Raw genomic sequence first — 23627 nt, 5'->3', positions numbered from 1 at the left:
ACTTGAATAAAAAGAAAGCATTTGTAAATCTGCGTGCTAACCCTTCGTCTCCCAACCTATAGAATAGAAATGCTCCATAAGGGGGCGAATTTTCATGATTTGCCTTGTTGAATCGCTTCAGATTGTAAAAACCCTCGTTTCATTAAGGTTAAAACTGCCTCTTTGTGGGTAATCAACTCATTTGTGCAAAGTTACATTTCTGAAACGTTATTTCTGTAAGGTTGTTAAAAAGTGCAGGCTTTACTGATTTCAATCAAAACCAATATGGACAGAAGGTGAATACTTTGTTACTTTAGCGATACGAACATGAAATTGGTAAGACCAATTGACTCCGGGCAAAAAGGCGTAAGACAGGGAATATGGCCTACAGCAAAATTCGCCAACCAAAATTATCCGATGTGATTGAGCAACAGCTGGAGTTTTTGATCCTCGAAGGGACACTGCGCCCGGGTGAAAAACTTCCGCCAGAACGCGAGCTGGCAAAACAGTTCGACGTTTCCCGTCCCTCTCTGCGTGAGGCGATTCAACGTCTCGAAGCAAAGGGCTTGCTCCTTCGTCGTCAGGGCGGCGGAACCTTTGTGCAAAACAGCCTGTGGCAGAGCTTCAGCGACCCGCTGGTAGAACTTCTCTCTGACCACCCAGAATCCCAGTTTGATCTGCTTGAGACCCGTCACGCGCTGGAAGGCATCGCGGCCTATTACGCCGCGCTTCGCAGCACTGATGAAGATCGCGTGCGTATCCGCGAGCTGCATCAGGCCATTGAACGGGCACAGCAGTCCGGCGATTTAGACGCCGAGTCCAGCGCCGTAGTCCAGTATCAAATTGCCGTCACCGAAGCAGCACACAACGTGGTGCTCCTCCATCTGCTACGCTGCATGGAGCCGATGCTGGCCCAGAACGTTCGTCAGAATTTTGAATTGTTGTATGCCCGTCGGGAAATGCTCCCACTGGTAAGCAACCATCGCACCCGAGTATTCGAGGCGATAATGGCCGGGGAACCGGAGCAGGCGCGCGAAGCGTCGCACCGTCACCTGGCTTTCATTGAGGAAATCTTGCTGGACCGCAGCCGTGAGCAATCACGTCGTGAACGCTCACTTCGCCGCATACAGCAACGAAAGGATTAAGCGCCGACATTTTAGAGCGCGGCAACTAAACGCAGAACCTGTCTTATTGTGTTTTCTGGCGAAAATACAATGGGACAGGTTCCAGACAAATCAACGTATTAGATAAGGAATACCCCCATGTCAGAACGTCTCCAAAATGACGTGGATCCGATCGAAACTCGCGACTGGCTACAGGCGATCGAATCGGTCATCCGTGAAGAAGGTGTTGAGCGCGCTCAGTATCTGATTGATCAGCTGCTTTCAGAAGCCCGCAAAGGCGGTGTGAAGGTTGCTGCAGGTGCAGGGGCTAACAACTACGTAAACACGATTGCCGTCGAAGACGAACCGGAATACCCGGGCAATCTGGATCTGGAACGTCGTATTCGTTCTGCTATCCGCTGGAACGCCATCATGACCGTTCTGCGCGCGTCCAAAAAAGACCTGGAACTGGGTGGCCACATGGCGTCCTTCCAGTCTTCTGCAACCGTTTATGAAGTGTGCTTCAACCACTTCTTCCGTGCGGCCAACGAGAAAGACGGCGGCGATCTGGTGTACTTCCAGGGCCACATCTCTCCGGGCATCTACGCGCGTGCGTTCCTGGAAGGCCGTCTGACTGAAGAGCAGATGAACAACTTCCGTCAGGAAGTTCACGGTAAAGGTCTGTCTTCTTATCCGCACCCTAAACTGATGCCAGAATTCTGGCAGTTCCCAACCGTATCTATGGGGCTGGGTCCAATCGGTGCGATTTATCAGGCTAAATTCCTGAAATATCTGGAACACCGTGGACTGAAAGACACCTCTGAACAAACCGTTTACGCCTTCCTGGGCGACGGCGAAATGGATGAGCCAGAATCTAAGGGTGCGATCACCATCGCGACCCGTGAGAAACTGGACAACCTGTGCTTCATCATCAACTGTAACCTGCAGCGTCTGGATGGTCCGGTAACCGGCAACGGCAAGATCATCAACGAACTGGAAGGCATCTTCGCGGGTGCTGGCTGGAACGTGATTAAAGTGATGTGGGGCGGTCGTTGGGATGAGCTGCTGCGTAAAGACACCAGCGGTAAACTGATCCAGCTGATGAACGAAACCGTTGACGGCGACTACCAGACCTTCAAATCCAAAGACGGTGCCTACGTGCGTGAGCACTTCTTCGGCAAATACCCTGAAACCGCCGCACTGGTTGCAGACTGGACTGATGAGCAGATCTGGGCGCTGAACCGTGGTGGTCACGATCCGAAGAAAGTCTACGCGGCACTGAAAAAAGCGCAGGAAACCAAAGGTAAAGCGACTGTAATCCTGGCCCACACCATCAAAGGTTACGGCATGGGTGATACCGCAGAAGGTAAAAACATCGCTCACCAGGTGAAGAAAATGAACATGGACGGCGTGCGTTATATCCGCGACCGTTTCAACGTTCCAGTGACCGATGAGCAGGTAGAAAACCTGTCTTACATCACCTTCCCGGAAGGCTCTGAAGAGCACAAGTACCTGCACGAACGTCGTCAGGCGCTGAAAGGCTACCTGCCTGCTCGTCAGCCTAAGTTCACCGAGAAACTGGAACTGCCAGCGCTGGAAGACTTCTCTCAGCTGCTGGAAGAGCAGAACAAAGAGATCTCCACCACCATCGCTTTCGTGCGTGCCCTGAACGTGATGCTGAAGAACAAGTCGATCAAAGATCGTCTGGTTCCAATCATCGCCGACGAAGCGCGTACTTTCGGTATGGAAGGTCTGTTCCGTCAGATCGGTATCTACAGCCCGAACGGCCAGCAGTACACCCCGCAGGACCGTGAGCAGGTTGCATACTACAAAGAAGACGAGAAAGGCCAGATCCTGCAGGAAGGTATCAACGAGCTGGGTGCAGGCGCGTCCTGGCTGGCTGCTGCGACCTCTTACAGCACCAACAACCTGCCGATGATCCCGTTCTACATCTACTACTCCATGTTCGGTTTCCAGCGTATCGGTGACCTGTGCTGGCAGGCGGGCGACCAACAGGCTCGCGGCTTCCTGGTCGGTGGTACTTCTGGTCGTACGACCCTGAACGGTGAAGGCCTGCAGCACGAAGATGGTCACAGCCACATTCAGTCGCTGACTATCCCTAACTGTATCTCTTACGACCCGTCTTACGCGTACGAAGTGGCTGTCATCATGCACGACGGTCTGACCCGTATGTACGGTGAAGCACAAGAGAACATTTACTACTACATCACCACGCTGAACGAAAACTACCACATGCCGGCTATGCCAGCAGGTGCCGAGGAAGGTATCCGTAAAGGTATCTACAAACTCGAAACCCTCGAAGGTAGCAAAGGTAAAGTTCAGCTGCTGGGCTCCGGCTCTATCCTGCGTCACGTCCGTGAAGCAGCACAGATCCTGGCGAAAGACTACGGTGTGGGTTCCGATGTGTACTCTGTGACTTCCTTCACTGAACTGGCGCGTGATGGCCAGGATTGTGAGCGCTGGAACATGCTGCACCCAATGGAAACCCCACGCGTTCCGTACATCGCTCAGGTGATGAACGACGCGCCAGCGGTGGCGTCTACTGACTATATGAAACTGTTCGCTGAGCAGGTTCGTACTTACGTTCCAGCGGATGATTATCGCGTTCTGGGTACTGACGGCTTCGGTCGTTCTGACAGCCGCGAAAACCTGCGTCACCACTTCGAAGTTGATGCTTCTTACGTGGTTGTAGCAGCTCTGGGCGAACTGGCTAAACGTGGCGAAATCGATAAGAAAGTGGTTGCGGATGCAATTACCAAATTCAACATCGATGCAGAAAAAGTTAACCCGCGTCTGGCGTAAGAGGTAAAAGAATAATGGCTATCGAAATCAATGTACCGGACATCGGGGCTGATGAAGTTGAAATCACCGAGATCCTGGTCAAAGTGGGCGACAAAGTTGAAGCTGAACAGTCGCTGATCACCGTAGAGGGCGACAAAGCCTCTATGGAAGTTCCGTCTCCTCAGGCTGGCATCGTTAAAGAGATCAAAGTCTCTGTTGGCGATAAAACCGAGACGGGCAAACTGATCATGATTTTCGATTCCGCCGACGGTGCAGCTGATGCTGCACCTGCTAAGGCAGAAGAGAAGAAAGAAGCCGCTCCGGCTGCAGCACCTGCTGCTGCGGCAGCGAAAGACGTTAACGTGCCTGACATCGGCGGTGACGAAGTTGAAGTCACTGAAATCCTGGTGAAAGTGGGCGATACCGTTACGGCTGAACAGTCCCTGATCACCGTAGAAGGCGACAAAGCCTCTATGGAAGTCCCTGCGCCGTTCGCAGGTACCGTTAAAGAGATCAAAATCAACACCGGTGACAAAGTGTCTACCGGCTCCCTGATCATGGTCTTTGAAGTGGCTGGCGCTGAAGGCGCGGCGGCTCCGGCCCAGGCGGCTGCACCAGCAGCGGCTGGCGGTGCGAAAGACGTTAACGTACCGGATATCGGCGGTGACGAAGTTGAAGTGACCGAAGTGATGGTCAAAGTGGGCGACAAAGTTGCCGCTGAACAGTCACTGATCACCGTTGAAGGCGACAAGGCTTCCATGGAAGTTCCTGCGCCGTTCGCCGGTACCGTTAAAGAGATCAAAATCAGCACTGGCGACAAAGTGTCTACCGGTTCTCTGATCATGGTCTTTGAAGTAGAAGGCGCTGCGCCTGCGGCCGCTCCGGCTGCCGCGGCTGCTCCAGCTCCGGCTGCTGCACCGGCTCAGGCTAAACCTGCTGCTGCCCCTGCTGCAAAAGCGGAAGGCAAATCTGAGTTCGCTGAAAACGATGCTTACGTCCACGCAACACCGCTGATTCGTCGCCTGGCGCGCGAGTTCGGTGTGAACCTGGCGAAAGTGAAAGGGACCGGTCGTAAAGGTCGTATCCTGCGTGAAGACGTTCAGACCTACGTGAAAGACGCGGTGAAACGCGCCGAAGCTGCACCTGCTGCAGCCGCTGGCGGCGGTATCCCGGGCATGCTGCCATGGCCAAAAGTGGACTTCAGCAAGTTCGGCGAAATCGAAGAAGTGGAACTGGGCCGTATCCAGAAAATTTCTGGTGCTAACCTGAGCCGTAACTGGGTGATGATCCCGCACGTTACGCACTTCGATAAGACCGATATCACCGATCTGGAAGCGTTCCGTAAACAGCAGAACGCCGAAGCTGAGAAGCGTAAACTGGACGTGAAATTCACCCCAGTGGTCTTCATCATGAAAGCGGTTGCGGCGGCGCTGGAACAGATGCCACGTTTCAACAGCTCCCTGTCCGAAGACGGCCAGAAGCTGACGCTGAAGAAATACATCAACATCGGTGTTGCGGTTGATACGCCAAATGGTCTGGTTGTTCCGGTCTTCAAAGACGTGAACAAGAAGAGCATTACCGAGCTGTCCCGTGAACTGACCACCATCTCCAAAAAAGCGCGTGATGGTAAGCTGACTGCCGGCGAAATGCAGGGCGGCTGCTTCACTATCTCCAGCATCGGCGGCCTGGGTACGACCCACTTCGCACCGATTGTGAACGCGCCGGAAGTGGCCATCCTCGGTGTGTCCAAGTCCGCGATGGAGCCGGTGTGGAATGGTAAAGAGTTTGTGCCGCGTCTGATGATGCCAATCTCTCTCTCCTTCGACCACCGCGTCATCGACGGTGCAGATGGTGCGCGTTTCATCACCATCATCAACAACACCCTGAGCGACATTCGCCGCCTGGTGATGTAATCGAAAAGCCGGCCAGACGGCCGGCTTTTTTCTGGTAACCTTGTGATGTCAGTGAGGTTATTGGCGAAAGCGAGAATTCATGAGCCGTTTGTTGTTTCAAAATTGTTAACAATTTTGTAAAATACGGGCGGATAGAACGACCCGGTGGACGACGGGTATAAATTAAGAGGTCATGATGAGCACAGAAATCAAAACTCAGGTCGTAGTACTTGGGGCAGGCCCGGCAGGTTATTCCGCAGCATTCCGCGCCGCGGATTTAGGTCTGGAAACCGTCATCGTAGAACGTTACAACACCCTCGGCGGTGTTTGTCTGAACGTCGGCTGTATCCCTTCTAAAGCGCTGCTGCACGTAGCGAAAGTTATCGAAGAAGCCAAAGCGCTGGCTGAACACGGTATCGTCTTCGGCGAGCCGAAAACCGATATCGACAAAATTCGTACCTGGAAAGAGAAAGTTATCACTCAGCTGACCGGCGGTCTGGCAGGTATGGCCAAAGGCCGTAAAGTGAAAGTGGTTAATGGTCTGGGTAAATTCACCGGGGCGAACACCCTGGAAGTGGAAGGTGAAAACGGCAAAACCGTGATCAACTTCGACAACGCGATCATCGCGGCGGGCTCCCGTCCGATCGAACTGCCGTTCATTCCACATGAAGACCCACGCGTATGGGATTCCACCGATGCGCTGGAGCTGAAAACCGTTCCTAAGCGTCTGCTGGTCATGGGTGGCGGTATCATCGGTCTGGAAATGGGTACCGTGTACCACGCGCTGGGTTCAGACATTGACGTGGTTGAAATGTTCGACCAGGTTATCCCGGCTGCTGACAAAGACATCGTTAAAGTCTTCACCAAGCGCATCAGCAAGAAGTTCAACCTGATGCTGGAAACCAAAGTGACTGCCGTTGAAGCGAAAGAAGACGGTATTTACGTTTCCATGGAAGGCAAAAAAGCCCCTGCAGAACCACAGCGTTACGACGCCGTACTGGTGGCTATCGGCCGTGTGCCGAACGGTAAAAACCTCGACGCAGGCAAAGCCGGCGTGGAAGTGGACGACCGTGGCTTCATCCGCGTTGACAAGCAGCTGCGCACCAACGTGCCACACATCTTTGCTATCGGTGATATCGTTGGTCAGCCAATGCTGGCACACAAAGGTGTTCACGAAGGTCACGTTGCCGCTGAAGTTATCGCGGGCATGAAGCACTACTTCGATCCGAAAGTGATCCCATCTATCGCCTACACCGAGCCAGAAGTTGCCTGGGTGGGTCTGACCGAGAAAGAAGCGAAAGAGAAAGGCATCAGCTACGAAACCGCCACCTTCCCGTGGGCTGCTTCTGGCCGTGCTATCGCCTCTGACTGCGCAGACGGTATGACCAAGCTTATCTTCGACAAAGAATCACACCGTGTTATCGGTGGTGCGATTGTCGGGACCAACGGCGGCGAGCTGCTGGGCGAAATCGGCCTGGCGATCGAAATGGGCTGTGATGCTGAAGACATCGCGCTGACCATCCACGCGCACCCGACTCTGCACGAGTCTGTGGGTCTGGCGGCAGAAGTGTTTGAAGGTAGCATCACCGACCTGCCAAACGCCAAAGCGAAGAAGAAATAAGTTTCTTTATTGCTGATAAACGCCTCTTCGGAGGCGTTTTTTTTTGCTTTTGCCGTGTTGAGCCAGCGCGCCACGCAAAGGATTTATGGCGCGACGGCTTCCCAGCTTTTATCCGGGTGGAAGGAGGTTACACCCTCTGCTTTTTGGCCGGACGCACTGCCGAGATCGGCCTGATAAACCCTGTCATCCTGATTAATCATAAAGCTCATCACGCCTGTCTGACCGTAACGCACCGGCCAGGCGATCATCGCAAAGCCAGACTTCTCGGGCAGGATCCGGAAACGATAGCCGTGATAACCGGCGCCAGGCTCTTGCGGGCTAAATGCCGGTCCGAGCGGGCTGGGCGCTTCGCCCGGCGAGACGGGCCAGTACAGACCATCTTTTTTTCCTTCAGCGCTGACGATTTTTTCGGCGTAATGCTGATTCAGCGCAAAATAGCTCTGCTGCGCGTCCACATAGGCGTGTAATGCTTCAATTGCCGCAAGCTCGTTGCGCCCGATTTCACGCGTCTGGATCTCGTCGGCGGCTTTTTGCATATCAAACTGCCAGCCGTCGGATTTTTTCACGACGGGTATAGGCAGCTGCCAGCCGTTTTCCCCAACGTAGAGATGGGCGGTATTGCCGTTAATGGCGACGTGATGGCTTATCTTCCAGTCGCGTAAAAAACGCGCCACGGCTTCAGGGTCAACGCCCTCAGGCGGCAGGTAATCACGCCAGTTATCGCCGAGCAGGCTGTTGAGTGCCTCCTCGTTTTGCTCGCTGATGGCTTTTGTCAGGGCGTCCGTTGCCTGTCCCGGCGTCGTGAAATTCTGTTGGGCCAGGGCGAAGGTGGATACCATAAGCAACAGTACGCCGCCAATCAGTTGTTTTTTCATCATGATGTCCTTAACGGTGGCGGAATTCTCGGTGTTCAGAGTGGCGTTCAGACGCCTGTTGTCTGAGGCTGGCACGCTGTTCATCGCTCAGTGACGCTCGCTGACGGCTTTGCAGCCCACGCTGCTGCTGCGCCTGCCAGCTCGGAGAACGGCTGTCGTTGCCGCTCAGGGCGTTGGCGTAACGCTGAGGATGCTGGCTTTGCGCGCGTCGCTCGGTCTGCAGGCGATCCTGAAGGGCGTGGGTATTTGCCTGCTGCGCGTGCGGCTTTATCCCGTCGTAGCCCCGGTAGTTATTGCGTTGAGTGATCTGCCTTAGCTGCTGGGCGGAGGCGGGGTCATGCACGTTTCGGGTGACGGGATGCTGCAGTTGCGACAGCGATTTCCCGGTCGATTTTTGCACCTGCGCCAATGCCGCCTGACGCTGACTGTCGCGGTTAACCGGCTGATGCTGCGTCGCGCTCAAACCGGTGGGGGTCGACGTCGGATGGAACCGGCTGGCAAGCTGGCTGTTGGTATAGGGCACCCCGTTGCGATACGCCGGGTTGTGCTGCCACACCATATTGTTATCCGTGCGGTGCTCGCCAGTTATTTTATTGAAATTATTGACGTTGATATTGATGTTATCGCCGTTATGCGAGTATCCGTCATGGTGATAATAATCATCATCGTGGTGGTGGTGATCGTCGTCATCGTCCCAGTCGATATTGCTGAACAGCGCATAGGTAGTAGCCACGCCGAGGCTATAGCCGAACCCTTTGACAAAGCTGTTGGTGAACTGCTCGCCGGGAGACGGGGGGAGATAAACCGGCGGATAGCTGGCGTTTGGCCAGGTGCCGTAGACGGTCGTTGGGTTATAGGTGGGTACATACACTACCTGCGGATCGGCGGGCTCAATCTTTATCACCGTCTCGCTTGCAGGCACGGCGGCGACCGTTGCGGTGGTACTTTTGGCGGGCGCGGCTTTTTTAACCGTGGTCACCGTCTGTTGAGGGGTCGATTGCAGCGCGCCGGTTTGCTGCGCCAGCGCGCGAAGACGCTGCACGGAGTCCATGACGTCCTTCGGCTGAGCCAGAAACGCATTCCCTAAATTTTGCACCCACTCCGGGTTACCGCCCATCAGCGTCATCAGCTGTGGAAAGGCAACCAGCGATTTTACGCTGGCATCCCACGGCTGGCCGGAGACGGCCTGGATGGCAGCGTCGCCCTGCAATTTTGGATTGTCCTGTGACCACTGCGCGGCCTGGATGACGTTTGAAGGGTAGGTTGAGGCCATCAGGATTTGCGAAAGCAGCGCATCGGGGTAGAGCGCAATGGGCGCCGTCCACTGATCGATCTGAGCCGCCGTATAAGTTGGGGCAAGGACCGGCGCGGGCTGAGCAGTTGGGGTGACGGGTTGTTGCGCGACAGGCGCAGGGGAGACCGGCGTTTCTGTCGCGCGGCTTTTAACAAACATCACGCCAGAGGCGGCGAATAACCCGGTACTGCACAGAAGAACAAGCAGATGTGGCTTATAGGGCAACTTCATATAGTGACTCCGACGAGACCAGCGCAATGCCCTCAGGCGTTGCAATTGCCGCGAGTATTATTCACCCGTCTTTTACAGTTTTGACGATTGTTGGGAATTCACCAGAAGGTCCGGATAAAGAGTGTGAGTATTTATTACACAATTCTGTACATGCACCTGCCGCAAACCTGCCAGCCACCGCCAGGCAACAAACTCACCGCTTTCAGGCGGTTTTTTTGTCCCTCAAATTGGCCTCGTCTGCCCGCTATACCATTCTTAACGATTCAGCAAAGTATTTAATGTTGCTTTTTTGTAAACAGATTAACACTGTGCAGAAATCCTGCTATGCTGCCCGACGCGGTATCGGGCATTTACCCTACAAACTGCTGTCTCACAGGAGCGTGAAGAGAACGCCGGCCGCATATGACAATGAGAGCGAGGAGAACCGTCGTGCTAGAAGAATACCGTAAGCACGTAGCAGAACGTGCCGCCGAGGGAATTGTACCCAAACCTTTAGATGCAACCCAAATGGCCGCGCTCGTCGAGCTGCTGAAGAACCCGCCTGCGGGCGAAGAAGAATTCCTTTTAGATCTGCTGATCAACCGTGTACCGCCTGGCGTAGATGAAGCTGCCTACGTAAAAGCCGGATTCCTTGCCGCCGTTGCCAAAGGCGAAGCGACCTCCCCACTGGTTACTCCTGAAAAAGCGATTGAACTGCTCGGCACCATGCAGGGCGGCTATAACATTCATCCGCTGATTGACGCGCTGGACAACGAAAAGCTGGCACCGATTGCTGCCAAAGCGCTCTCTTCAACGCTGCTGATGTTCGATAACTTCTACGATGTGGAAGAGAAAGCCAAAGCGGGTAACGTCTACGCGAAGCAGGTGATGCAGTCCTGGGCCGATGCCGAATGGTTCCTGAACCGTCCTGCCCTGGCCGAAAAAATCACGGTTACCGTCTTCAAAGTGACCGGTGAAACTAACACCGATGACCTCTCCCCGGCACCGGACGCGTGGTCTCGCCCGGATATCCCTCTGCATGCGCTGGCGATGCTGAAAAACGCCCGCGAAGGCATCGAACCGGATCAGCCTGGCAGCGTTGGCCCGATCAAACAGATCGAGGCCCTGCAGCAAAAAGGTTTCCCGCTGGCCTACGTCGGTGACGTTGTGGGTACCGGCTCTTCGCGTAAATCTGCAACCAACTCCGTGCTGTGGTTCATGGGCGATGATATCCCTCATGTGCCGAACAAACGCGGCGGCGGTCTGTGCCTCGGTGGCAAAATTGCGCCTATCTTCTTTAACACCATGGAAGATGCGGGCGCGCTGCCGATCGAAGTGGATGTTTCTAACCTGAACATGGGCGACGTGATTGACGTATACCCGTTCAAGGGTGAAGTGCGTAACCACGAAACCAACGAACTGCTGGCAAGCTTTACGCTGAAAACCGACGTGCTGATCGACGAAGTCCGCGCCGGTGGCCGTATTCCGCTGATTATTGGCCGTGGCCTGACCACCAAAGCGCGTGAAGCGCTCGGTCTGCCGCACTCAGAGGTGTTCCGTCAGGCGAAAGACGTGGCGGAAAGCAGCCGCGGCTACTCCCTGGCGCAGAAAATGGTTGGCCGCGCCTGCGGCGTAGCGGGTGTCCGTCCGGGCGCTTACTGCGAACCTAAGATGACCTCTGTGGGGTCTCAGGATACCACCGGCCCAATGACGCGTGACGAACTGAAAGACCTGGCGTGCCTGGGCTTCTCTTCCGATCTGGTGATGCAGTCCTTCTGCCACACCGCGGCCTATCCGAAGCCGGTTGACGTCACCACGCACCACACGCTGCCGGACTTCATCATGAACCGTGGCGGCGTTTCCCTGCGTCCGGGCGACGGCGTGATCCACTCCTGGCTGAACCGCATGCTGCTGCCGGATACCGTCGGTACCGGTGGTGACTCCCATACCCGTTTCCCAATCGGGATCTCCTTCCCGGCCGGGTCAGGTCTGGTGGCGTTTGCCGCAGCGACCGGCGTAATGCCGCTGGATATGCCGGAGTCTGTGCTGGTGCGCTTCAAAGGCAAAATGCAACCGGGTATCACCCTGCGCGACCTGGTTCACGCTATCCCGCTGTATGCCATCAAACAGGGCCTGCTGACCGTAGAGAAGAAGGGCAAGAAAAACATCTTCTCTGGCCGCATCCTCGAGATTGAAGGGCTGCCGGATCTGAAAGTGGAGCAGGCTTTCGAGCTGACTGATGCCTCCGCCGAGCGTTCCGCCGCGGGCTGTACCATCAAGCTGAACAAAGCGCCAATTGAAGAGTACCTGACGTCGAACATCGTGCTGCTGAAGTGGATGATTGCTGAAGGCTACGGCGACCGTCGTACGCTGGAGCGTCGTATTCAGGGCATGGAAAAATGGCTGGCCGATCCGCAGCTGCTGGAAGCCGACGCTGATGCAGAGTATGCGGCAGTGATCGACATCGATCTGGCGGATATCAAAGAGCCAATCCTGTGTGCGCCAAACGATCCGGACGATGCTCGTCCGCTGTCCGAGGTGCAGGGCGAGAAGATCGACGAAGTGTTTATCGGCTCGTGCATGACCAACATCGGCCACTTCCGCGCAGCGGGCAAGCTGCTGGATACTCACAAAGGCCAGCTGCCGACGCGTCTGTGGGTGGCACCGCCAACCCGTATGGACGCGGCACAGCTGACCGAAGAGGGCTACTACAGCGTGTTTGGTAAGAGCGGCGCGCGTATTGAAATCCCTGGCTGTTCCCTGTGCATGGGTAACCAGGCGCGTGTGGCGGACGGTGCGACGGTGGTCTCTACCTCTACCCGTAACTTCCCTAACCGTTTAGGTACGGGGGCTAACGTCTTCCTGGCCTCTGCGGAGCTGGCGGCGGTTGCGGCGCTGATTGGCAAGCTGCCAACGCCGGAAGAGTACCAGACCTTTGTTGCTCAGGTTGATAAGACGGCGGTGGATACCTATCGCTATCTGAACTTCGACCAGCTTTCTCAGTACACCGAGAAGGCGGACGGGGTTATCTTCCAGACGGCAGTATAAACAGCAAAACCGTCTCCGCGAGACGGTTTTTAGTGTTTGCACCCTCTCCCGTGGGAGAGGGACGGGGTGAGGGCATCAGGCCGCAGGTCTTGCTCTCACCTTTTTATTTTCATTCCTCCCGCCTCTCCCGCTTTTTTTCTTCCTCTACGCTGCGATAATTACCCTAATGGCTTTGCAGAGGAAAACGCTATGGATTACGAATTTCTGCGCGACATCACCGGCGTGGTGAAGGTGCGTATGTCGATGGGCCACGAAGCCGTAGGGCACTGGTTTAATGAAGAGGTTAAAGACAACCTCGCGCTGCTGGATGAAGTGGAACAGGCCGCGAACACGGTCAAAGGCAGCGAGCGCTCCTGGCAACGCGGTGGGCATGAATACACCCTGTGGATGGATGGCGAAGAGGTGATGGTGCGCGCCAACCAGCTTGAATTCTCGGGCGATGAGATGGAAGAGGGGATGAACTACTACGACGAAGAGAGCCTGTCGCTGTGCGGCGTTGAGGACTTTTTGCAGGTAGTTGCCGCGTATCGCGAGTTCATGAAACAGAAATAACGGTGGAGCATCCTTGCCCCGGCAATACCTACACGGCTGGAATGTTGCGGCCGTAGTAGATTTCGCGCATCTCTTTCCAGAGCAGGTCGGTAATGGCCTTGCGCTCGTCTTCGCTTAAATCTTCCGGTTTGGTGTGGAACATGTAGTGCTTAAGGTCGAACTCCTTAAGCAACATCTTGGTGTGGAAGATATTCTCCTGATAGACGTTGACGTCCATCATGTCATACAGCGCTTTCATATCCTCGGACATGAAGTTCTGAATGGAGTTAATTTCATGATCGATAAAGTGCTTCATACCGTTGATATCACGGGTAAAGCCGCGTACACGGTAATCAACGGTCACGATATCGGATTCCAGCTGGTGGATTAAATAGTTCAGCGCGTTCAGCGGGGAGATTACGCCGCAGGTCGACACCTCGATATCGGCACGGAAGGTACACAGCCCGCCTTCCGGGTGGCTCTCCGGATAGGTGTGAACGCAGATATGGCTCTTGTCTAAATGCGCGACGACCACTTCCGGCAGCGGGCCGGGGTGCTCGGTTTTGTCGATAAGCTGAGGGTCAACCGGCTCTTCGCTGACCAGAATGGTGACGCTTGCGCCCTGCGGCTCGTAATCCTGACGGGCGATGTTCAGGATGTTGGCGCCGATGATTGAGCAAGTTTCCGACAAAATTTCCGTCAGGCGGTTGGCGTTATAGAGTTCATCGATATAGGCGATATAACCATCGCGCTCTTCTGCCGTCTTGGCGTAGCAGATATCGTAAATACAAAAACTCAGGCTTTTGGTCAGGTTGTTAAAGCCATGCAGTTTAAGCTTTTTCAATTAGTTCACCCCCTTAGAGGACAGCGCGTCTTGCAGATACTGTGGCAAGGCAAAGGCTGCGGTATGGATCGCCGGATTGTAGTAACGGCACTGAAGATGGGTCTGATGGAACCGGGCCTGGATAATTTCGGTGGAGAGATGGCGCAGCGCTTCGTTATCCGTCGCCCAGGCAAAGGTCATGATCCCGCCGTAGTAGGTCGGGATGGCAGCCTGATAGAAGCTCACGTCACTGAAATACGTGCTCAGCTTGCGATGGCTGTCGAGGGCTTCATCCTGCTGCAGGAAGCAGACGCCGTTTTGGGCCACAAAGATGCCGCCCGGTTTCAGGCAGCGCTTGCAGCCTTCGTAGAAGGATGAGGTAAACAGCGATGCGCCCGGGCCGATCGGGTCGGTGCAGTCCGAAATGATCACATCAAACGTTTGCGTGGTCTGGTTAACAAAATTGACGCCGTCGTCGATAACCAGATTGAAGCGCGGGTCGTCGTAGCTCCCGGCGTTGTGGTTAGGCAGATACTGGCGGCAGAAAGAGACCACGCCTGCGTCGATTTCCACCATGGTGATGGTTTCGACAGTCTGATGGCGGGACACTTCGCGCAGCATGGCACCGTCGCCGCCGCCGATAATCAGCACGTGTTTTGCGTGGCCGTGCGCCAGCAGGGGGACGTGGGTCATCATCTCGTGATAGATAAACTCGTCGCGCTCGGTGGTTTGCACCACGCCGTCCAGCGCCATCACGCGGCCAAAGGCGGCGTTCTCGAAGATTATCAAATCCTGATGATCGGTTTTCTCATGATAAAGCACGTTATCAACGGCAAAATACTGACCAAACTGGTCATGCAGCGTTTCTTGCCAAACCGTTTTTTCGGTCATGGGGTGTCACCTTCTTCGTTAACATCCATTACTTCCAGCGGAATGGGCGCAACACAACACCGCGCGTGCGCGGCCAGAGTCAACAAGGTGCGTCGGGAAGGTTACTTCACGTAGGCGAGCAGGCTGAGTGAATCGCGTGCCAGTGCTTTGCATTTTTTGGCCGTAGGAATGCCAATGCCGCTTAAATCGCGGTAGCTGTCTTCACCGAGCGCTTTCATGTCGAAGCTGTCGTAGTTGCTAAGATCCCATTGGTTCTGCTGGGCAAAAAAGACCAGTGCGCGACGAATTTGCCCGTTGGGTAAATTCTGGTAACCACAATCGTTTTTCAGAAACACAAAAACAGCCGTCAGATCGGCCATATCTTCTGCTTCATTTTCACTCAGCGCATAACTGTTTGCACACATCGCCATCAGGCCACCGAACAGAATTGTTCTGAAAAACGTCTTCATTGCTTCTACCACTGCGTCACGGAAAATTAACGTTAGCATACTTGGTGCCAGGCCGACGATCTTTATTATCGCCGCTGTGCTTGACCTTCCGGTAAGGGGAGGGTTTATGCTCAAAAGATCGCCTGCTGGAAATAAGGAAATGAACATGCAACGTCGTGATTTTTTAAAATATTCAGTTGCGCTGGGTGCTGCCAGCGCTTTACCGCTCTGGAGCCGGGCGGTGTTTGCCGCCGACAGGCCTGCACTGCCGATCCCGGATTTACTGACCGCTGATGCCCGTGGCCGTATTCAGCTCGTCGTCCAGGCGGGTAAAACAACCTTTGGCAAACACACCGCAACGACGTGGGGCTACAACGGCAATCTGCTCGGCCCCGCGCTGCAGTTGCGCAAAGGCAAAGCCGTAACCGTTGATATCCACAACACGCTGACGCAAGAGACCACCGTGCACTGGCACGGGCTGGAAGTGCCCGGCGAGGTCGACGGCGGGCCGCAGGGCGTTATAAAAGCGGGTGGCAAACGTAGCGTTACCTTTACCCCGGACCAGCGCGCCGCGACCTGCTGGTTCCACCCGCATCAGCACGGCAAAACCGGCCATCAGGTCGCAATGGGGCTGGCGGGGCTGGTGCTGATTGAGGATGACGAAAGCCGCCTGCTGCGTCTGCCAAAACAGTGGGGCATCGACGATGTGCCGGTGATCGTGCAGGACAAGAAATTTACCGCAGACGGGCAGATTGACTATCAGCTGGACGTCATGACCGCGGCCGTAGGCTGGTTTGGCGATACGCTGCTGACTAACGGCGCGATTTATCCGCAGCACGCCGCGCCGAAAGGCTGGTTGCGTTTACGCCTGCTCAACGGGTGTAATGCCCGCTCTCTCAACTTTGCCGCCAGCGACAAGCGTCCGCTATATGTAGTGGCGAGCGACGGCGGCCTGCTGCCAGAGCCGGTTAAGGTAAGCGAGCTGCCAATGCTGATGGGCGAGCGCTTCGAGGTGCTGGTGGATATTAGCGACGGCAACGCGTTTGACCTCGTAACCCTGCCGGTCAGCCAGATGGGGATGGCCGTTGCGCCGTTTGATAAACCTCACCCGGTGCTGCGCATTCAGCCGCTGCAAATTACCGCCTCGGGCATACTGCCGGAGACCTTAACCACGCTGCCTGCTCTGCCAGCCCTTGAGGGGCTAACGCAGCGTAAGCTACAGCTTTCGATGGACCCCATGCTCGACATGATGGGCATGCAGGCGTTAATGAAGAAATACGGTGAGCAGGCGATGGCGGGCATGCACCACGGGCAGATGATGGGCCACATGAATATGGACCACGGCAAGATGGGCGGGATGGATCATGGCGGCCACGGTTTTGATTTCCATAATGCAAACAAGATCAACGGCAAAGCCTTCGACATGAACACGCCGATGTTTGCCGCCACAAAAGGGCAGTTTGAGCGCTGGGTGATTTCTGGCGAAGGCGACATGATGCTGCACCCGTTCCACATCCACGGCACGCAGTTCCGCATTCTCTCTGAAAACGGCAACGCGCCTGCCGCGCATCGTTCAGGCTGGAAAGATACGGTGAAGGTAGAAGGGGGCGTAAGCGAGGTGCTGGTGAAGTTCGACCACGACGCGCCGAAGGAGTTTGCCTATATGGCGCACTGTCATCTGCTGGAACATGAAGATACAGGGATGATGTTGGGATTCACGGTTTAGAGCAGTGTGGCCTGATGCTCGCAACCACGGGGAGAGGGCACAAACACTAAAACGGCAACCGAGGTTGCCGTTTTTGCATCTTTGCGTAGGCCCGGTAAGCGTTAGCGCCACCGGGCTTTGTTGTTACTTAGCGTCGTCAGGCAGTGCATACGCGACAATATAGTCGCCCATCTTGGTGCCAAACGAACCGTGACCGCCCGCAGAGATGACAACGTACTGCTTGCCATTCACTTCATAGGTCATCGGCGTGGCCTGTCCGCCCGCAGGCAGACGGCCCTGCCACAGTTTCTCACCGTTGGTCATGTTGTACGCGCGCAGGTAGTTATCTGCGGTTGCCGCAATGAACAGCACGTTACCGGCGGTGGAGATTGGGCCACCCAGCATTGGCATACCCATATTGAACGGCACCGGAACCGGCATCGGGAACGGCATGCTGTCCTGTGGCGTACCAATACGTTTCTTCCAGACAATCTGATTGGTTTTCAGATCCAGACCGGAGATATACCCCCAGGCAGGCTGTTTACACGGCAGACCGAAAGGCGACAGGAACGGGTTCAGCGTCACGCCATATGGCACGCCGTACTGCGGCTGAATACCCGCTTCGGTACCGCTGCCTTTGGCATCTTTCGGCTGTTCCATTGGGTTGCCCGGTCCGCGTGGGATCAGACGGGAAACGAACGGCAGCGCCATCGGGTTGGCAATCGCCACCTGACGGTTAGGGTCAACGGAGATCCCGCCCCATTCGAACATCCCCAGGTTACCCGGGAATACCAGCGTGCCCTGTTCGGACGGCGGCGTGAAGATACCTTCGTAGCGCAGCTGGTGGAACATCACGCGGCACACCAGCTGGTCAAACATAGTGGCGCCCCACATGTCTGCTCCGCTGAGGTCTTTCTTCGGACGGAAGCTCAGGTCAGAGAACGGCTGCGTTTTGCTGACGTAGTCACCTTTCGCGGCACCCTGTGGAACCGGTTTTTCCGGTGCAGGGACAACCAGCTTACCGTTGCTGCGATCCAGCACGAAGATGTTGCCGGTTTTCGCCGGGGCGTAAATCACCGGAACGGTTTTACCGTTAACGGTAATATCCGCCAGCGTCGGCTGGGACGGCATATCCATATCCCACAGGTCGTGGTGAACGGTCTGATAGCTCCATGCCAGCTTACCGGTAGTGGCGTTCAGCGCCACGATGGCGCTCGCGTAACGCTCCTGCTCTGGCGTGCGGTTACCGCCCCAGATATCCGGCGTGGTCACGCCCATTGGCAGGTAGACCAGGTCCAGCTTCGCGTCATACGCGGCAGGGGCCCAGGAGTTTGGCGAGTTAAAGGTAAAGGTGTGTTCGTCTGACGGGATCGCGTTTGGATCTTTCGCGCCCGGGTCGAAGGCCCACAGCAGTTTACCGGTGTTCACGTCAAAACCACGGATAACGCCCGAGGTTTCGCGGGTAGAGAAGTTATCCGTTACCGAACCGGCAATCACGATGGTTTTATCGGTGATGATAGGCGGAGAGGTTGGTTCATACAGACCCGGCGTGGTGTCCGGCATGTTGGTCTGCAGATTCAGGACACCCTTGTTCGCGAAGGTTTCGCACAGCTTGCCCGTTTCGGCGTTGATGGCGAACAGACGACCATCGTTGACCGGCAGCATAATGCGGCGCGGACAGTCGGCAATGACTTCCGGACTGGCATTATCGGCACGCGCTTCATGGTAAGAGACACCGCGGCAGGTAACGTGCTGGAACGACGGGTTGGAGTTCAGCTGTGGATCGAAGTGCCATTTCTCTTTACCGGTGGCCGCGTCGAGCGCGAACAGGCGCTGGTGCGCCGTACACAGGTAGAGCATGTTGCCCACTTTAATTGGCGTCACTTCGTTGGTCAGTTCGCCCGGATCGTTTGGCATCTTCAGGTCGCCGGTGCGGAATACCCAGGCTTCCTTCAGATTTTTAACGTTGTCGGCGTTGATCTGCTTGAGTGGAGAGTAGCGTTGGCCTTCCTGGTTACGCCCGTAGGCTGGCCAGTCGCCATCCGCAACCTGCGAAATGGCCGCAGCAGGGGTGGCTTCCGTGTTCAGCGTACCGTTGATCTCCTGCGGATCGTTAAAGCCGGCCCAGGTCAGGATACCGCCGCTGATCAGCAGCGCCACGACCAGCGCCGCAACGGCACCGCTGGAAGGCACAATCAGGCGACGCCAGACAAACGGCAGGATCAGCCAGATGCCGAAGAACACCAGAATGTCACTGCGCGGCGTCAGTGCCCAGAAGTCGAACCCGACTTCCCAGACGCCCCAGATCATCGTTGCGAGGAGTAATGCAGCGTAAAGCCACAGTGCAGATTGCTTCCTGCGGAGAAGCAGGACGGTTACGGCAACCATAACCAGACCCGCAATCGGGTAATACCAGGAGCCGCCAAGCGCGACCAGCCAAACGCCACCGATTAACAAATACAACGCGCAGAAGGCTGCGAACGCTGCTGTTAATGTCACCAGTAGACGCGGCTGTTGAGTTTTTATTTCAGCCATAGAAAGTGTACTCGTCAGTTTGTTAATTATTTGCTAGCAATTAATTATAGGTATTAACAACTGTGATCGGAATCACAAAATTTGCTTTTTATAACTCATACGCCAGGGTTATCCATTTACTGGTATAATGGCCGGCTTGCGTATCGATGCCGGAGTAAGATTCACCTGCATTGAGAGATTTTCATTAAAATCATATGGTTAGTAATATGAAACATACTGTTGAAGTGATGATCCCGGAAGCCGAGATCAAAGCGCGTATCGCCGAACTGGGTCGTCAAATCACCGAACATTACAAGGACAGCGGCAGCGAAATGGTGCTGGTCGGACTGTTACGTGGCTCTTTCATGTTCATGGCAGACCTGTGCCGTGAAGTGCAGGTGTCCCATGAGGTCGATTTTATGACCGCCTCCAGCTACGGCAGCGGCATGTCCACAACCCGTGATGTGAAAATCCTGAAAGACCTGGATGAAGATATTCGTGGCAAAGATGTATTGATCGTTGAGGACATCATCGACTCCGGCAACACTCTCTCGAAAGTGCGCGAGATCCTGAGCCTGCGCGAGCCTAAATCGCTGGCGATTTGTACCCTGCTGGATAAACCGTCCCGCCGTGAAGTTCAGGTGCCGGTGGAATACGTGGGCTTCTCCATCCCGGATGAATTCGTGGTGGGTTACGGTATTGATTACGCGCAGCGTTATCGTCATCTGCCGTATGTCGGGAAAGTGGTGATTCTGGACGAGTAGCCTGCGTCTGTTGCCCGGTGGCGCTACGCTTACCGGGCGCTACAAAGCGCACATGTGTAGGCCGGGTAAGGCGAAGCCGCCACCCGGCTTTTTTACAGGCGTTTATTTATGATTGACGTGCTTCAGCTTGAGGTTAGCAATGCCTGAGCGGTAGCGCTGTTCCAGCGTTTCGCGGTTCGTCGCGGTCACTTCCAGATTACGCAGTAATCCGTCATGAATGCCGTATGCCCAGCCGTGAACGGAGACCTTCTGCCCGCGCTTCCAGGCGGACTGCATGATGGTGGAATGTCCCAGGTTATAGACCTGCTCCATCACGTTCAGCTCACACAGCGTGTCGAGGCGACGCTCCTGCGGCATTTCGCCCAGCAGTGAGCTATGTTTGAACCAGATATCGCGGATGTGCAGCAGCCAGTTGTCGATTAACCCCAGTTCGGTGTTTTCCACCGCGGCCTGAACGCCGCCGCAACCGTAGTGGCCGCAAATAATGATATGCTCGACTTCAAGCACATCCACGGCATACTGAACAACAGAAAGGCAGTTGAGATCGGTGTGGATAACCAGGTTAGCAACGTTACGGTGAACAAAGAGTTCGCCCGGTTCGAGACCGGTCAGGCGTTCTGCAGGTACACGGCTGTCGGAGCATCCAATCCATAAAAAACGCGGTTTTTGCGCGTGCGCCAGTTTTTCAAAAAATCCGGGATCGTCTTCCACCAGCATTTTTGACCATAGTGCATTGTTGCTGATGAGTGTATCTATGTCGTTCATGGAGGGTGACGGCCTGTAACCGAGTGATTGCGTTGCGCTACTATAGGGTAACCCGACTTTTAATGAAACCACACAACGTGTGTCAGAACTATAGGTAAGTTTAATTCATGGCGATTGCACTTGAGCTTGAACAGCTTAAAAAAACCTATCCGGGCGGCGTTCAGGCGCTACGCGGGATAGACCTTAAAGTAGAGGCGGGAGACTTCTACGCACTTCTGGGGCCAAACGGCGCGGGGAAATCCACCACCATCGGCATTATCAGCTCGCTGGTGAACAAGACCTCTGGGCGGGTGAGCGTGTTTGGCTACGACCTGCAAAAAGATGTGGTCAACGCCAAGCGTCAGTTGGGGCTGGTGCCGCAGGAGTTTAACTTTAACCCGTTTGAGACGGTGCAGCAGATCGTGGTTAACCAGGCGGGCTACTACGGCGTGGAGCGTAAAGAGGCCGTCGAGCGCGGGGAAAAGTACCTCAAGCAGCTCGACCTGTGGGAAAAGCGTAACGAGCGTGCGCGGATGTTATCCGGTGGCATGAAGCGCCGCCTGATGATTGCCCGCGCGCTGATGCACGAGCCGAAGCTGCTGATCCTTGATGAGCCGACGGCGGGCGTGGATATCGAACTGCGTCGCTCAATGTGGGGCTTCCTGAAGGATCTCAACGACAAAGGCACCACCATTATTCTGACCACGCACTACCTCGAAGAGGCGGAAATGCTGTGCCGTAACATCGGCATCATTCAGCACGGGGAGCTGGTGGAAAACACCTCGATGAAAAACCTGCTCTCTAAGCTCAAGTCTGAGACGTTTATTCTCGACCTTGCGGCGAAAAGCCCGCTGCCGAAGCTGGAAGGGTACAACTACCGCCTGGTCGACACCTCCACGCTTGAAGTGGAAGTGCTGCGCGAGCAGGGCGTCAACAGCGTGTTCGCACAGCTGAGCGCGCAGGGCGTGCAGGTATTAAGTATGCGTAACAAAGCGAACCGACTGGAAGAGCTGTTTGTCTCTCTGGTGCATGAAAAACAAGGAGACAAAGCATGACGCATCTTTTCTGGGTCGCGCTGAAAAGCATCTGGGCGAAAGAGATCAACCGCTTTATGCGCATCTGGGTGCAAACCCTGGTGCCGCCGGTGATCACCATGACGCTCTACTTCATTATTTTCGGCAACCTGATCGGCTCCCGGATCGGTGAAATGCACGGCTTTAGCTATATGCAGTTTATCGTGCCGGGCTTAATCATGATGGCGGTGATCACCAACGCCTACGCTAACGTGGCGTCGTCGTTCTTTAGCGCCAAGTTTCAGCGCAACATTGAAGAACTGCTGGTGGCACCGGTACCCACGCACGTCATCATCGCCGGTTACGTGGGCGGCGGCGTGGCGCGTGGCCTTTGCGTGGGTATTCTGGTCACCGCGATTTCGCTGTTCTTCGTGCCGTTCCAGGTGCACTCCTGGCTGTTTGTGGCGCTGACGCTGCTGCTGACGGCGATCCTGTTCTCGCTGGCCGGGTTGCTGAACGCCGTTTTCGCCAAAACCTTTGACGACATCAGCCTGATTCCAACCTTCGTTCTGACGCCGCTGACCTACCTTGGCGGGGTGTTTTACTCGCTGACGCTGCTGCCGCCGTTCTGGCAGGCGCTGTCACACCTCAACCCGATCGTCTATATGATCAGCGGCTTCCGCTTTGGCTTCCTTGGCATCTCCGACGTGCCGCTGTTTACGACGGTGGCGGTGCTGGTGGTCTTTATCGTCGCGTTTTACGTGCTCTGCTGGTATCTGATCCAGCGCGGGCGCGGCCTTCGCAGCTAACCTTCCGCCCGGCAGCTCTCCGCTCGCCGGGCGCTTTTCTTTGACAGTTATCACCGTAAACAAACCTTCACTCCGCTAAACTACTCGCCTGCTAAGGAGGGAGAGTTATGCTGGGATGGGTTATCACCTGCCACGATGAACACGCGCAGGATATGCTGCTGAAACTGGAGGCCCGGTTTGGTCCGCTGGTTCAGTGTCGTGCGGTAAATTACTGGCGGGGCTTAAGCACCAATATGCTGAGCCGTATGATGTGCGATGCGCTGCATGAAACCGACTCCGGCGATGGCGTCATTTTCCTGACCGACAAATCCGGCGCAGCGCCTTACCGTTCGGCCGCGTTGATGAGCCATAAGCATGACAACTGCGAAGTGATCTCCGGGATCAGCCTGCCGCTGCTGGAAATAATGTATCCATGCCGTGAATCAATGAGCAGTGACGAGTTTCGCCATGCAATCGTGGCGCAAGGCACGCCAGGGGTCAGCAGTTTGTGGCATCAGCAGCAGAAAAACCCGCCTTTCGTCCTTCTGCACGATCTGTATAAGAATTAAACATTGGTATTGATGTCGCTTTTGATACAATGG

The 23627-nt window shown here is 55.3% G+C and carries 18 protein-coding genes; 11 read left to right on the top strand and 7 right to left on the bottom strand.

Going from position 1 to position 23627, the window contains the following annotated elements; genetic code table 11:
- The first annotated feature begins 359 nt into the window (after positions 1-359).
- The 4 genes from pdhR (at position 360) to lpdA (ending at position 7397) form a co-directional block, all read left to right on the top strand.
- On the top strand, positions 360-1124 hold the full coding sequence (pdhR, locus tag FFS28_RS11280; protein ID WP_006173806.1) for a pyruvate dehydrogenase complex transcriptional repressor PdhR: 765 nt from the start codon (positions 360-362) through the stop codon (positions 1122-1124).
- A 117-nt stretch (positions 1125-1241) separates the two neighbouring features.
- A complete protein-coding gene (gene aceE, locus FFS28_RS11275) occupies positions 1242-3905 on the top strand; it encodes a pyruvate dehydrogenase (acetyl-transferring), homodimeric type (protein ID WP_137849577.1) in 2664 nt (887 codons plus the stop codon).
- Between the two features lie 14 nt (positions 3906-3919).
- Positions 3920-5797 (top strand): pyruvate dehydrogenase complex dihydrolipoyllysine-residue acetyltransferase, encoded by a 1878-nt coding sequence (aceF, locus tag FFS28_RS11270; RefSeq protein ID WP_137849576.1) that lies wholly within the window; start codon positions 3920-3922, stop codon positions 5795-5797.
- A gap of 175 nt (positions 5798-5972) precedes the next feature.
- Entirely contained in the window at positions 5973-7397 is a 1425-nt protein-coding gene (lpdA, locus tag FFS28_RS11265; protein ID WP_042319244.1) for a dihydrolipoyl dehydrogenase, read from the top strand.
- Between the two features lie 83 nt (positions 7398-7480).
- Here the strand turns inward: lpdA and FFS28_RS11260 are convergent, their stop codons facing one another.
- Together FFS28_RS11260 and FFS28_RS11255 are read right to left on the bottom strand one after the other, a co-directional pair.
- The gene (locus FFS28_RS11260; RefSeq protein WP_137849760.1) at positions 7481-8272 is read right to left on the bottom strand and encodes a DUF2950 family protein; all 792 of its coding nucleotides are present in this window, start codon (positions 8270-8272) and stop codon (positions 7481-7483) included.
- A 10-nt stretch (positions 8273-8282) separates the two neighbouring features.
- Complete coding sequence (locus FFS28_RS11255) at positions 8283-9797, bottom strand: DUF3300 domain-containing protein (protein WP_137849575.1); 1515 nt, start codon at positions 9795-9797, stop codon at positions 8283-8285.
- Positions 9798-10226: 429 nt separating this feature from the next.
- Between FFS28_RS11255 and acnB the strand changes: the two genes are divergently transcribed.
- Together acnB and yacL are read left to right on the top strand one after the other, a co-directional pair.
- Entirely contained in the window at positions 10227-12824 is a 2598-nt protein-coding gene (gene acnB / locus FFS28_RS11250; RefSeq protein WP_137849574.1) for a bifunctional aconitate hydratase 2/2-methylisocitrate dehydratase, read from the top strand.
- 189 nt (positions 12825-13013) lie between these two features.
- Positions 13014-13376: a protein YacL gene (yacL, locus tag FFS28_RS11245; protein WP_006173797.1), complete on the top strand. Its 363-nt coding sequence runs from the start codon at positions 13014-13016 to the stop codon at positions 13374-13376.
- Positions 13377-13404: 28 nt separating this feature from the next.
- On the opposite strand, the gene speD is transcribed toward yacL, so the two are convergent.
- The 3 genes from speD to FFS28_RS11230 form a co-directional block, all read right to left on the bottom strand.
- On the bottom strand, positions 13405-14199 hold the full coding sequence (speD, locus tag FFS28_RS11240; protein ID WP_006173795.1) for an adenosylmethionine decarboxylase: 795 nt from the start codon (positions 14197-14199) through the stop codon (positions 13405-13407).
- Positions 14200-15069 carry a polyamine aminopropyltransferase gene (speE, locus tag FFS28_RS11235; protein ID WP_006173793.1) on the bottom strand — a complete coding sequence of 290 codons (870 nt, stop codon included), beginning with the start codon at positions 15067-15069 and terminating at the stop codon, positions 14200-14202.
- A 101-nt stretch (positions 15070-15170) separates the two neighbouring features.
- Complete coding sequence (locus FFS28_RS11230) at positions 15171-15518, bottom strand: YacC family pilotin-like protein (RefSeq protein WP_042320459.1); 348 nt, start codon at positions 15516-15518, stop codon at positions 15171-15173.
- 145 nt (positions 15519-15663) lie between these two features.
- On the opposite strand from FFS28_RS11230, the gene cueO reads away from it, so the two are divergent.
- Positions 15664-17223: a multicopper oxidase CueO gene (cueO, locus tag FFS28_RS11225; protein WP_137849573.1), complete on the top strand. Its 1560-nt coding sequence runs from the start codon at positions 15664-15666 to the stop codon at positions 17221-17223.
- 123 nt (positions 17224-17346) lie between these two features.
- Here the strand turns inward: cueO and FFS28_RS11220 are convergent, their stop codons facing one another.
- Complete coding sequence (locus FFS28_RS11220) at positions 17347-19737, bottom strand: glucose/quinate/shikimate family membrane-bound PQQ-dependent dehydrogenase (protein ID WP_137849572.1); 2391 nt, start codon at positions 19735-19737, stop codon at positions 17347-17349.
- Between the two features lie 206 nt (positions 19738-19943).
- Between FFS28_RS11220 and hpt the strand changes: the two genes are divergently transcribed.
- Positions 19944-20480, top strand: coding sequence for a hypoxanthine phosphoribosyltransferase (gene hpt / locus FFS28_RS11215; RefSeq protein ID WP_058609693.1), 537 nt, complete (start codon positions 19944-19946; stop codon positions 20478-20480).
- Between the two features lie 102 nt (positions 20481-20582).
- Here hpt and can read toward each other — a convergent pair whose 3' ends face one another.
- The gene (gene can / locus FFS28_RS11210; RefSeq protein WP_006173783.1) at positions 20583-21245 is read right to left on the bottom strand and encodes a carbonate dehydratase; all 663 of its coding nucleotides are present in this window, start codon (positions 21243-21245) and stop codon (positions 20583-20585) included.
- 107 nt (positions 21246-21352) lie between these two features.
- Between can and FFS28_RS11205 the strand changes: the two genes are divergently transcribed.
- The 3 genes from FFS28_RS11205 to FFS28_RS11195 all read left to right on the top strand — a co-directional run bounded on the left by FFS28_RS11205 (position 21353) and on the right by FFS28_RS11195 (position 23594).
- Positions 21353-22279, top strand: a complete 927-nt coding sequence (locus FFS28_RS11205; RefSeq protein WP_006173776.1) for an ABC transporter ATP-binding protein — start codon at positions 21353-21355, stop codon at positions 22277-22279.
- A complete protein-coding gene (locus tag FFS28_RS11200; protein ID WP_137849571.1) occupies positions 22276-23046 on the top strand; it encodes an ABC transporter permease in 771 nt (256 codons plus the stop codon). The genes FFS28_RS11205 and FFS28_RS11200 overlap by 4 nt, the downstream gene beginning before the upstream one ends.
- Positions 23047-23153: 107 nt before the next feature.
- Positions 23154-23594 carry a PTS sugar transporter subunit IIA gene (locus FFS28_RS11195; RefSeq protein WP_101738227.1) on the top strand — a complete coding sequence of 147 codons (441 nt, stop codon included), beginning with the start codon at positions 23154-23156 and terminating at the stop codon, positions 23592-23594.
- Positions 23595-23627: the final 33 nt, after the last annotated feature.

It is taken from the genome of Enterobacter sp. 2VL, assembly GCF_005503595.1.
In the GTDB taxonomy this organism is placed as follows: domain Bacteria; phylum Pseudomonadota; class Gammaproteobacteria; order Enterobacterales; family Enterobacteriaceae; genus Enterobacter; species Enterobacter cancerogenus.
Note: the sequence above shows the minus strand (reverse complement) of the source record. Positions and strands in the feature narration are given on the sequence as shown.

Coding starts and splice junctions, on each gene's coding strand:
- yacL (WP_006173797.1), top strand. CDS start 13,014: ATGGATTACGAATTTCTGCGCGACATCACCGGCGTGGTGAAGGTGCGT.
- FFS28_RS11230 (WP_042320459.1), bottom strand. CDS start 15,518: ATGAAGACGTTTTTCAGAACAATTCTGTTCGGTGGCCTGATGGCGATG.
- lpdA (WP_042319244.1), top strand. CDS start 5,973: ATGAGCACAGAAATCAAAACTCAGGTCGTAGTACTTGGGGCAGGCCCG.
- FFS28_RS11255 (WP_137849575.1), bottom strand. CDS start 9,797: ATGAAGTTGCCCTATAAGCCACATCTGCTTGTTCTTCTGTGCAGTACC.
- cueO (WP_137849573.1), top strand. CDS start 15,664: ATGCAACGTCGTGATTTTTTAAAATATTCAGTTGCGCTGGGTGCTGCC.
- FFS28_RS11200 (WP_137849571.1), top strand. CDS start 22,276: ATGACGCATCTTTTCTGGGTCGCGCTGAAAAGCATCTGGGCGAAAGAG.
- FFS28_RS11260 (WP_137849760.1), bottom strand. CDS start 8,272: ATGAAAAAACAACTGATTGGCGGCGTACTGTTGCTTATGGTATCCACC.
- FFS28_RS11220 (WP_137849572.1), bottom strand. CDS start 19,737: ATGGCTGAAATAAAAACTCAACAGCCGCGTCTACTGGTGACATTAACA.
- aceF (WP_137849576.1), top strand. CDS start 3,920: ATGGCTATCGAAATCAATGTACCGGACATCGGGGCTGATGAAGTTGAA.
- pdhR (WP_006173806.1), top strand. CDS start 360: ATGGCCTACAGCAAAATTCGCCAACCAAAATTATCCGATGTGATTGAG.
- can (WP_006173783.1), bottom strand. CDS start 21,245: ATGAACGACATAGATACACTCATCAGCAACAATGCACTATGGTCAAAA.
- FFS28_RS11205 (WP_006173776.1), top strand. CDS start 21,353: ATGGCGATTGCACTTGAGCTTGAACAGCTTAAAAAAACCTATCCGGGC.
- aceE (WP_137849577.1), top strand. CDS start 1,242: ATGTCAGAACGTCTCCAAAATGACGTGGATCCGATCGAAACTCGCGAC.
- hpt (WP_058609693.1), top strand. CDS start 19,944: ATGAAACATACTGTTGAAGTGATGATCCCGGAAGCCGAGATCAAAGCG.
- FFS28_RS11195 (WP_101738227.1), top strand. CDS start 23,154: ATGCTGGGATGGGTTATCACCTGCCACGATGAACACGCGCAGGATATG.
- speE (WP_006173793.1), bottom strand. CDS start 15,069: ATGACCGAAAAAACGGTTTGGCAAGAAACGCTGCATGACCAGTTTGGT.